At 66.3% G+C, this 10,829-nt stretch carries 9 protein-coding genes; 1 reads left to right on the top strand and 8 read right to left on the bottom strand.

Features of this window, described 5'->3' with window-relative positions; translation table 11 throughout:
- Nucleotides 1-849: 849 nt before the first annotated feature.
- The 8 genes from CEY09_RS27535 to CEY09_RS27500 all read right to left on the bottom strand — a co-directional run bounded on the left by CEY09_RS27535 (nt 850) and on the right by CEY09_RS27500 (nt 9,694).
- Nucleotides 850-1,980: a M20 family metallopeptidase gene (locus CEY09_RS27535; protein WP_088591030.1), complete on the bottom strand. Its 1,131-nt coding sequence runs from the start codon at nt 1,978-1,980 to the stop codon at nt 850-852.
- A 39-nt stretch (nt 1,981-2,019) separates the two neighbouring features.
- Nucleotides 2,020-2,925 (bottom strand): prolyl oligopeptidase family serine peptidase, encoded by a 906-nt coding sequence (locus tag CEY09_RS27530; RefSeq protein ID WP_088591029.1) that lies wholly within the window; start codon nt 2,923-2,925, stop codon nt 2,020-2,022.
- Nucleotides 2,925-3,935, bottom strand: a complete 1,011-nt coding sequence (locus tag CEY09_RS27525) for an ABC transporter ATP-binding protein (RefSeq protein WP_006227259.1) — start codon at nt 3,933-3,935, stop codon at nt 2,925-2,927. The genes CEY09_RS27530 and CEY09_RS27525 overlap by 1 nt, the downstream gene beginning before the upstream one ends.
- A complete protein-coding gene (locus CEY09_RS27520) occupies nt 3,932-4,915 on the bottom strand; it encodes an ABC transporter ATP-binding protein (RefSeq protein WP_088591028.1) in 984 nt (327 codons plus the stop codon). The genes CEY09_RS27525 and CEY09_RS27520 overlap by 4 nt, the downstream gene beginning before the upstream one ends.
- 132 nt (nt 4,916-5,047) lie before the next feature.
- Nucleotides 5,048-5,965 carry an ABC transporter permease gene (locus CEY09_RS27515; protein ID WP_088591027.1) on the bottom strand — a complete coding sequence of 306 codons (918 nt, stop codon included), beginning with the start codon at nt 5,963-5,965 and terminating at the stop codon, nt 5,048-5,050.
- 6 nt (nt 5,966-5,971) lie between these two features.
- Nucleotides 5,972-6,949, bottom strand: a complete 978-nt coding sequence (locus tag CEY09_RS27510) for an ABC transporter permease (protein ID WP_006227256.1) — start codon at nt 6,947-6,949, stop codon at nt 5,972-5,974.
- A 45-nt stretch (nt 6,950-6,994) separates the two neighbouring features.
- On the bottom strand, nt 6,995-8,626 hold the full coding sequence (locus CEY09_RS27505) for an ABC transporter substrate-binding protein (RefSeq protein WP_088591026.1): 1,632 nt from the start codon (nt 8,624-8,626) through the stop codon (nt 6,995-6,997).
- Nucleotides 8,627-8,722: 96 nt separating this feature from the next.
- The gene (locus tag CEY09_RS27500) at nt 8,723-9,694 is read right to left on the bottom strand and encodes a M14 family metallopeptidase (RefSeq protein WP_006227254.1); all 972 of its coding nucleotides are present in this window, start codon (nt 9,692-9,694) and stop codon (nt 8,723-8,725) included.
- Between the two features lie 180 nt (nt 9,695-9,874).
- On the opposite strand from CEY09_RS27500, the gene CEY09_RS27495 reads away from it, so the two are divergent.
- Complete coding sequence (locus tag CEY09_RS27495) at nt 9,875-10,795, top strand: LysR family transcriptional regulator (protein WP_088591025.1); 921 nt, start codon at nt 9,875-9,877, stop codon at nt 10,793-10,795.
- Nucleotides 10,796-10,829: the final 34 nt, after the last annotated feature.

Here is a 10,829-nt window from a genome sequence, read left to right as displayed (position 1 = left end):
GGCCCTGGTTGTGATCGCTCGAAAGCTGCTACGCATCGCTTACGGAGTCTGGCGTACTGGCCAGCCCTTCGATCCCGGGAAACTGCGTCCGGGTGTAGGTTGACCCAAACCATAGAATCCTCGTCCGCCTTCGGCTCCCTTCGGATTCCCTCGGGCGCATCAAGGTTGCGCGCCGTCACGCCGACAGCGCCGACGAGCTACGGAAGTCTTGGATCGCGGCGCAGTCAGGCCTCTGTTTACTGACGAGATTTGCGTGGCCCGCCTCAAGCGACCGCGCAGGCGGCCGCATTCGGCATACGCATTGTCGAGGCGTCGATGCGATCCGGCTGATCGTGAGTCGTAGGATGGGTGGAGCGCGGCAAATCTGGCATGAGGACACGGGCGTCCATCGCGCGTAACCCATCATGGTGGCGGGCATCGATGATGGGTTACGTGCGGCACACGCCCGTGTACTTGGGCCTGCCGGATCGCACTCCACCCATCCTACGGAGCACCATGAACCACATCACGACGCAAGACAATGCGTAAGCGCCCCAAGGCCGCCCGCGCGGCCGGCGGGGAGCGGGCACCGCAAGATCCTTCGCCCCTCAAAATTGTTGACGAGAACGCAAGCACACGGTTCTCCCCAGCGACGGTGAGATTGCAGCCAGCAGAGCCCGTCACGGTGGTCCCGCGGGGAGTGCGGGGAGTCGATAAGCCCGAGGGAATCTGAAGGAACTGCCGCAGGCAGTGACGAAGATGACGACGGGGAAGTCCGGAGCGAAGGCTCCGGACCGCAATCGTTGACCCGCACTTCCCGCGGGACCGCCGTGACGGGCGTCTAAAGAACCATCAACGCCACAAAAAAACCTAAGCCAATTCCCGAAGCAACAATTCCCAAAACTTCAAGCGCTGCTCCAACGTCGAAACCAGGATATATTCATTCAAGGTATGCGCTCCGTCGCCGTCGGCGCCCAGACCGTCCAACGTCGGAATCCCCATCGCCGATGTGAAGTTCGCGTCGCTGCCGCCGCCGGTCATGGGGGCGTCTTCCAGCAGGAAACCTGCCCGGTCCGCATAGCCTTGCACCAGTGCCAGCAGGTCTGCCGCGGCTTGCGTCTTCACCATCGGCGGGCGGTTCAGTTCCACGTTGATGTCCAGTTCCACATCCGGACCCACCGCGCACAGCTCGCGCATGCGGCGCAGCACGTCTTCCGCGGCCCCCATGTCCGGCACGCGGAAATCCACCACGCAACGGCACAGGGCCGGCACCGTGTTGGTGACCGTGCCGCCGGCGATGGTGCCGACGCTGACCGTGATGCCGCGGTCGTAGTCGGTCATCGCTTCCAGCGCCAGCACCTGGTGTGCCATTTCGCGGATCGCGCTGCGGCCCTTTTCGTGTTGCATGCCGGCGTGGGCCGGGCGGCCCTTGACGTTCAGGTTCAGCATGCCCGTGCCCTTGCGCGCGGTGACGCACTTGCCGCCGTTGGGGCGGGCCGGTTCGCAGACCAGCGCGTACTTGGCGTTGGCGGCGAAGCGTTCGATGTGCACGCGGGAGGCGTGGCTGCCGGTTTCTTCGTCGGGCACCACCAGGAAGTCCACGGGCAGCTGCGTCGCGCCCGGGCGGGCCACGCCGGCCAGCGCCGTCAGCGCCAGGTAGATGCCCGCCTTCATGTCATAGCTGCCTGGGCCGTAGAGGCGGTCACCGTCGATGCGCACCGGGTTCTCCAGCAGCGTGCCGACCGGATGCACCGTGTCCATGTGCGCCAGGATCAGGATGCCGGGGCGCGTGTCGCCGGGGGCGCGGTTGGTGGTGTACAGCAGCGGGCCCGTGGTGGGGCCCAGCGACGACAGTTCCACCGTCAGGCCGGCGGCGGCCGCGTAGTCGGCGATGATGCGCGCCATCGCGGCGATGCCTTCCGGAAAGTTCGACGGCGATTCGCATTGCAGCCAGCTTTGGATGCCGGCGACGATCTGTTCAGTGCTCTGAGTGTTGGACATGGCGGTATCGGTATTCAGCGATGGAAAGGAAGAGGGCGATCAGGCGACCTGCTGGCCGGCCAGGCGGGCCAGTTCGGCGGCATCCGGCATCTTGCCGTCGAACCACAGGCTGGCGCACACGGCCGACATGGCGCGGCCGTCGTGGCCGATGCCGGGCACCACTTGCAGCGTCCAGCCGAACGGCACGCCGCGGCGTTTGGCTTCTTTCTTGCCGAACTCGTAGTAGTTCTGCGCACGCGCAAAGCGGTGCGGGCCCTGGCGCATGGCGGCCGGCTCGGACGGCAGGTTGGGGTCGTCGGTCGCGATGTCCTGATCGCCCGCCAGGATGGTCATCGGGTAAGCCAGCAACTTCACCAGATGTTCTTCGGTCAGGCCGACGCCGTCCATGCCTTCCGGGAACGGGAAATCGAACGTGGGCAACGTGTACCAGCCGGGGTTGCCGGCCGCGACGGCCTTGAACGGTGCATGCGACTGGCTGCTCATCAGGCGGTGCACGAATTGGCCGCCGGCCGAATGGCCGAATAGGTAGATGTTCTGGCCGTCGGTGATTTCGCCGTCGATCATGTCGCGGATGACGTTGCCCACCAGCGCATACGTCCAGCCGTCGATGTGGCGCGGATTGCCACCGGCCGAGAACACGCGACCGTTGTTGTAGCTTTCGACGCCGGGCCAGATCTCGTTGGAGAACGTCAGCGCCACGATCAGCAGCTTGTGCTTGTCGGCAGCCTCGACCCAGAAGTCGCGGTATTCGTCGCCGTTGCGCAGCACGCCGTGCTGCACGATAACGACCGGGCGGTCCGGCGTGTAGCCGTAGGGGCGGTACGTCTGCAGCTTGAACGGACGATCGGAGTTGCGGTCTTCATCCACGTACAGGATGGCGTTGCGGCCCGCATGGCCCATTTCAATGGCGATGCGGTCCACGTTGGACATGTCGGAGGGTTTCATCAGGCGCTCGCTTCATTCAGGTGACAGGCCGACCAATGGCCCGCCGAGATTTCTTTCAGGACCGGCGCCTGCTCGCGGCAACGCGGCATGGCGTGGGGGCAACGGGGGTTGAACGTGCAGCCCGGGGGCGGGTTCAGCGGCGACGGGATTTCCCCCTTGATCGGCGTGAACTTGCGGCCGCGGCGGGCCACGTCCGGCACTTCGGCCATCAGGGCCTGGGTGTAGGGGTGGTTGGCGCGCGCGAAGATCTCGGCCGCGGTGGAGATCTCCACGATCTTGCCCAGATACATGATCGCCACGCGGTCCGAGATGTGCTTGACCACACCCAGGTCGTGGCTGATGAACAGGTAGGTGAAGCCGTGCTGCTCACGCAGATCCATGAACAGGTTGATCACCTGCGCCTGGATCGACACGTCCAGCGCGGCGACCGGTTCGTCGCAGACGAGGAACTTGGGCGCCACCATCAGCGCACGGGCGATGCCGATGCGCTGGCGCTGCCCGCCCGAGATCTGGTGCGGGAAACGGTCGCGGTATTCGGCGTCCAGGCCCACTTCCTTCAGGGCCTGGTCGATGCGGCCGGGAATCTCGGCGGGCGGGGCCAGTTTGTGGACCTTGAGCGATTCGCCCAGGATCTGGCGCAGGCGCTGACGCGGGTTCAAGGATGCCTGCGGGTCCTGGAAGATCATCTGCACGCCCAGCGTGTAGGCCAGCTTTTCAGCGCCGCGCAGGCGCACGGCGTCCTGGCCCAGATAGCGCAGTTCGCCTTCGGTCTGGCGATGCAGGCCGGCCACGACGCGGCCAAGCGTGGACTTGCCGCAGCCGGACTCGCCCACCAGACCGACCACTTCGCCGCGCTTGATGGACAGGTCTACGCCGTTGACGGCATACACCGTGCGGCGGTCGATGGGGCGGCCGGTCAGGGCCAGGATGCGTTGGGCCAGGTCGGGTCGCTGCTCGAAGCGCTTGTGGACGTTCTTGAGCTCGATGACGGGGGTATCGGCTTGGCTCATGCTTCTTGTGCCTCGCGGGCTATCGGCACGTAACAGCGATAGCTGCGCGGACCTTCGGTGGTGACGGAGGGGGCTTGTTCGGTGCACCGCGGGATCACCCGGGTGCAACGCGGGCGGAACGCACAGCCCGACGGGCGGCCGGCCAGGCTGGGCGCCATGCCGTTGATCTGGTGCAAGCGTGCGCCGGGTTGCGTGGCGCCGGGCATCGAATCCAGCAAGCCCTTGGTGTAGGGGTGGCGCGGCGATTCCAGCACCTGTTCGACCGGGCCGCTTTCAACGATGCGGCCGGCATACATCACGGCCACGCGGTCGGCCAGTTCGGCCACGACGCCCAGGTCGTGGGTGATCCAGATCAGCGCGGTGTTGTGCTCGCGGCAGATCTCCTGCATGCGGTAGAGGATCTGGCCCTGGATGGTGACGTCCAGCGCGGTGGTGGGCTCGTCGCAGATGATCAGGTCGGGCTTGTTCAGCATGGCGATGGCGATCGCCACGCGCTGGCGCATGCCGCCCGAGAACTCGTGCGGATAGCTCTTCAAGCGTTTTTCCGGCGACGGGATGCCGACCATGGCCAGCGCCTCGCGGCAGCGTTCTTCCGCTTGCGCGCGCGACACGTTCTCGTGCGTCAGGATGGCTTCCATCATCTGCTCGCCGATGCGCAGCACCGGGTTGAGCGTCATCAGCGGGTCCTGGAAGATCATGGCGATGCGGTTGCCGCGCAACTGGCGCATCTGCTCTTCCGAGAGCTTGCGCAGGTCGGTGCCCTTGAACTTCACTTCGCCGTCCACGACTTCCCCGGGCGGGTCGATCAGGCCCAGCAGCGAGAAGCCGGTGACGGATTTGCCGGAACCCGATTCGCCGACCAGACCGACGATTTCGCCGCGGCGCACGGTAAGGTCGACGCCGTCGACCGCCAGATACGCGCCGGCCTCGGTATGGAATGCAGTGCGCAGTCCGCGCACATCAAGAAGGGTTTCGCTCATTTCAGTTGTCCATTGCGCCACTGGCAGCGCGTGCAACGGGCGCCGCCCGATCGGGATGCCGCGGAGCCGGCTTTGCCGGTCCGCAGGCATGCCCCCTTGAGGGGGAAGCGCGTAGCGCTTCGGGGGTGGGCGTCATCGCTTGGGGTCCAGGCTTTCACGCAGGCGATCGCCCACGATGTTGATGGAAAGGATCAGCACCAGCAGGGCGATGCCCGGGAACAGGCTGATCCAGTAGTCGCCCGACAGCAGGTATTGGAAACCGTTGGAGATCAACAGGCCCAGCGACGGCTCGGTGATCGGCACGCCGACCCCCAGGAAGGACAGCGTCGCTTCCAGCGCGATCGCGGTGGCGATCTGGATGGTGGCGAACACCATGACGGGGCCCAGGCAGTTGGGCAGCAGGTGGAACACCATGATGCGCCAGGCCGGAAAGCCCAAGTTGGCGGCCGCTTCCACGTATTCCTTGCGGCGCTCCTGCAGCGCGCGGCTGCGCATGATGCGGGCGTAGTGGCCCCATTGCACCAGCACCAGCGCCAGGATTACCTTGTCGACTCCGCGCCCCAGCACCACCAGCAGCACCAGCGCCACCAGGATGGTCGGGAAACCCAGGATGAAGTCGACGATGCGCATCAGCACGGTGTCGACCAGGCCGCCGACATAGGCGGCGACCAAGCCGACCGCGCCGCCGACGGCGGTGGCCAGCACGACGGCGGACAGGCCCACCATCAGGCTGATGCGCAGGCCATACAGGATGGCGCTGAGCATGTCGCGGCCCTGGTCGTCGGTGCCGAGCCAGGCGATGCTGCCGTCCATCAGCGCCTGGCGCGGCGCCAGGCGGCCGTCCATCAGCGACAGGTTGGCCAGGTCATACGGGTTCTGCGGCGCAAAGTACGGGGCGAAGATCACCAGGACCACCAGGATGGCCAGCGCGATCACCGAACCGCGCACCGTGGGGCGCGCGCGCAGTTTCTTCAGGATGGAGGCGCGCTGCGGCGTCTCAGCCAGAGGCTGGACGGTGCGGGTGCGGCCGGGATTGGGAGAGTTAGCCATGGCGGATTATTGAGCGGGGGTCACGAGCTGCACGCGCGGGTCGAGCGCGGCGTACAGGATGTCCACAACCAGGTTGATGACCACGAAGATCAGGGTGACCAGCATCACGTACGCGACCACCACGGGGCGGTCCAGCTGGTAGACGCTGTCGATCAGCAGCTTGCCCATGCCAGGCCATGCGAACACGGTCTCGGTGATGGTGGAGTAGGCGATCAGGCTGCCGAATTCCATGCCGATCACGGTCACGACCGGGATCAGGATGTTGCGCAGGATGTGGCGGCGCACGATGCGGCCGGGCTTGACGCCCTTGGCGCGCGCGAACTTCACGTAGTCCTGGCTGCGGGCCTCGACCACGCCGGAGGCGGTCAGGCGCAGCACCAGCGCGATGTTGGCCAGCGCCAGGTTGATGGCCGGCATGATCAGGTGCGACCAGCCGTCGGCCGTCAGGATGGACAGGCGCACGCCCAGCACGGTGACGGTGTCGCCGCGCCCGGTGGCGGGCAGCCAGCCCAGCCAGACGGCGAACAGCAGAATCAGCATCATGCCCTGCCAGAAGTTCGGCAGCGAAAAGCCCAGCACGGACGACGCCATGATGCCGCGGCCCAGGTAGTCGTCGCGGTACAGGCCGGCGACGAGCCCCAGCGGGATGCCGACCACACAGGTCAGCATGATGGCCACGAAGACGAGCTCGAAGGTGGCGGGGATGCGTTGCACGATCAGTTCGACCGCGGGGATGCCGTGCACGAAGGACGTGCCCAGATCACCGTGCAGCGCGCGCCACAGGAACCCGGTGTATTGCTGCCACACGGGCAGGTCCAGGCCCAGGCGGGCGATCATCGCCTCGCGGGCGGCCTGGCTGGCTTCGGGGCTGACCAGCAGTTCGATCGGGTCGCCCACGGCGTACACCGCGAAGAAGACCACGACCGAAACGGCCAGCAGCACGAACAGACTCTGTATCAGTCTGCGTAGGATGAACAAGGCCACGTGATGATTTCCTTGGTGGGCTCAGGGTTTCTTGGCGCCGCGTGCTTACTTGGCGGGTTTGGCCGACATGGCCAGGGTGTACTGATCGGCCCGGCCTTCGTAGGCCAGCCCCTTCTTGAACGCCCAGATACTGCTTTCAAAGTGCAGGGGGATGCTGGGCAGGTCGGCCAGTGCAAGGGTCAGGGACTGTTGCAGCAGCTTTTCCCGCTCGGCCGGGTCCACGGTTATCAGCGCGCGCTTGAACACGCCGTCGAACTCGGGGTTGTCGTAACCGCCGTAGTTGCTGGTGCCCAGGCCTTGCGCTTTGTCGAACCGGGTAACCCAGTATTGTAGGAAAGACGAGGCTTCACCGGTTTCGGACGACCAGCCGCCCATCGCAAAGCTGAATTCGCGCTTGGCGCGCTTGGGGAAATACACCGAGCGCGTCATCGCGTCGACGGTCGTCTTGATGCCCACGCGCGACAGGTACTGCGCCACCGCCTGCGAGATCTGGGCGTCGTTGATGTAGCGGTCGTTGGTGGACGAGACGGCCAGTTCGAAGCCGTTGGGATAGCCGGCTTCGGCCAGCAGTTTCTTGGCGCCTTCCGGGTCGTACTTCAGTTCGGGCGGATGGGGCAGCGTGCCGAACATGCCGTCGGGCAGGAACTGGTTGGCGGGGGTGGCCGCGCCGTCCATGATGCGGTCGGCGATGGTCTTGCGGTCGATGGCCATCGAAATGGCGCGGCGCACGCGCACGTCCTGCAAGGGGTTCTTGCCGTCGGCGGCCTTGACCGTGGGGCTGGGGCTGCGGGCCACGTCAAACTGGAAATACACCACGCGCACGGACGGCGTGATCACGTAGCCGTAGCCCGGGGTTTGCGAAATGCGCTTTACGTCGCGGGCGGCGGGGTTTTCGATCAGGTCGAAATCGCCCGCCAGAAGGCCCGTCAGGCGCGGGCCCGCCGCAGGCACCGGCACCAGCTTGACGGCCGGCCAGGCAGGCTTCTCGCCCCAGTAACCGTCGTTGCGGACCAGTTCGATGGCGGTGCCCTTCACGTAGGACTTCAGCGTGTAGGGCCCGGTGCCGATCACGTCGCGGCCGCCGTTGAAGTCGGCCACCGTGGGCCAGGGGCCCGTCACGCCGCACTTGTTCTTCAGGTCGAACGTGATGGGGCCGTGCAGGACGATGCCGCTCCACAGCATGGCGGTGCGGGTCAGGTCGTTGGGCAAGAGGGGGTAGGGCTTGTGCGTCTTGATGACCAGCGTGTTGCCGTCGCGCGCCTGCACATCGGCGAACTTCTGGATGACGGCGGGGTACGAGCCGCCGATGGACTGTTCGTTGTTCATCACGCGGCAGAACGTGAAGATCACGTCCTGCGCGGTGAAGGGCTCACCGTTTGCGAACTTCACGCCGTCGCGCAGCTTGAATTCCCAGGTGGTGTCGTCAACCGCCTTCCAGGCCGTGGCCAGCCGCGGGATCAGATCCATCTTGGCGTCCTGCCCCACCAGCGTCTCGAACATGTGCGAGGTCATCGCATCGTTCGGCGTGGCCTGATGGTAGTGCGGGTCCATCGACGTCGGTTCGGACGACAGGCCGATCTTCAGGGTAGAGGGCGGGGTCTGGGCCTGGACGGCCGCCGTACAGGCGGCAAGCGTACAGGCCAGCAAGGCGCTGCGGATGAATACCTGGGCTGACATGTTTTTCCCTAGTTGTTATGGGTAGTGCCGGTCGTGCTCGTCGTGCCGAAGGGCGCCTCTGGCGGGCGCTCCCTCGTGGTGAATCAGGGATGCGGATCAGGCGATAGGCTGGGCCAGGCGGACGACCGTCACGCCGGGCCGCAGGTTCGCGGTGGACGGCATGATCAGTACGCAGTTGTCGTAGGGGGTGGCGACGGGTTCGCCTTCGGACCAGCCGATCACGGTGCCGGCGGCCGCCAGCGTTTCCAGGCCCTTCCAGGGCTCGGCGAAACGGAAGTCGGCGCTCTTGGCGGCCACCGCATGCGTCACGCGCAGCGCGCGCTGCGCCGGGGCGCCGGGCGCGACCCAGCCAGCGGGGATGTCTTGGGCATCGACCGTGCCGGCTTCCAGCAGGAAGCGCGCCATCTGGTCGACCGCCACGCCACGCGCCTCGGGTGCGCCGTGAAAGCCGCATTCGATCAGCAGGGAACGCGTGCCGTTGTCGCCCGCTTCGCCGAAGCGGCCGTAATCGCGCATGCGCACGCCGGCGGCATGGCCGGCGTCGGCGATGATGGTGGCGGGGTTGCCCAACGCGAGCGCCAGGTCGATATTGCGCTGTTCCATGCCGGTCAGTTGCAGCGGCACGTCGGAATTGCTCATCGAATGGAAGTCCAGCAGCCAGTCGGCCTGTTCCACCCACGGGCGGATCTCGGCGGCGCGGCGGCGTTCCTGGCTGATCGGCAGGCCCAGCTTGTCGTCGCTCCAGACGCGGTTCATGTCTTCGTCGACGAAGCGCGCGGGAGCGTAGTTGGCGGCGTCGAAACGGTCGAACGCGGCCAGGTTGCAGAACGCCAGCGTCAGCGAACCGCGGCGCGGACGCAGACCGGCAGCCAGCGCTTCCTTCAACGCCCAGGCGCCGCACAGCTCATTGCCGTGGATCAGCGCACTCAGCATGACCCGCTTGCCTGGCACGCCCGAATCGAAATGCCAGACGCCCGGCGTATCCGTATTGCCCAGGCGTTCGGCCGACAGGTCGGGACAGGCAAGCAGGAAAGGGCGCGGACGGGGCGCGGACGGGGACGTGGGCATGGGAACTCCGATGAAGCGAGGGGATTGTATAGGGGTTGGGGCCAGGCGAGCTTCATTCGCGCACCGGTGCGATGCGGTCCCCGCGAATTCTAGGAGTTTGGCAGCTTTCTCTACAATTAGAATATTTATCGGTAGCTTTGCTAAAAAGGCAAAGGTCTGCGCCGGCAGCGAGGCTTGAGCATGCACGGAATCGCCTTGAAGTACTTTCTGGAGGTTGCCCAGGCGGGCAGCCTGAGCGGCGCGTCCGAGCGCCTGCATGTGGCGGTGTCGGCAATCAGCCGGCAGATTGCCAAGCTGGAAGAGGAAGCGGGCGCGCCACTTTTCGAGCGCGCCGCCCGGGGCATGGTCCTGAGCCCGGCGGGCCAGTTGCTGCTGGTGCACGCCCGGCGCACCATGCTTGAGGCCGAGTCGGTCTTGCAGGAGATCGCCGCCGCCCGCGGCATGGCGCGCAACGAGATCCGGGTGGCGGCGGTCGAAGGCGTCGCGCGCATCTTCGTGCCTTCGGTGATGGCGCGCTTTCACCAGGAACGGCCGAACATCCGCTTCGACCTCTTCGTGGGATCCCCGGCCGAGGTAAGCCGCCGGGTGGCGGAAGGCGGGGCCGATCTGGGCATGACGTTCATCGCCGAACGGGTCAACGGGGTCAGCGTGCGGTATTCGCGCCGGGCGCCGGTGCACGCCGTCATGGCGTCCAACCATCCGCTGGCCGGCCGCCGCAGCGTCAGCCTGCAGGACCTCAGCGATTTTCCGCTGGCGTTGACCGGGGCGGGCACCACCACGCGCCAGCTCTTCGAAATGGGCTGCGCGCTGGAATCGGTGCAACTGGACCCGGTGCTGACCTGCAACGATTCCTCGCCCCTGCACGGTTTCGTGTTCGGCACGGACGCCATCATGCTCAGCGGCTATATCTCGGTGGCGTGGAGCCTGCGGCGCGACGAACTGGTGGCCGTGCCGATTTCCAACGCCGAACTGCAATCGCGCACGCTGCAGATCCAGGTGATGCCGGGGCGGGTGCTGCCGCCCAAGGCAGAGGCGTTCATCGAACTGCTGTCCCGGGAACTGGACCAGGCGCTGGCGGCGGGCCCGGCGGGGCGGCCATAAGGGGTGGCCACGGCGCGGCCCTAAGGCGTGTTCC

It is taken from the genome of Achromobacter marplatensis, assembly GCF_002209535.1.
GTDB lineage: Bacteria > Pseudomonadota > Gammaproteobacteria > Burkholderiales > Burkholderiaceae_B > Achromobacter > Achromobacter marplatensis.
The sequence above is the reverse complement of the archived record's forward strand: the minus strand, read 5'-3'. Positions and strand labels throughout refer to the sequence as shown.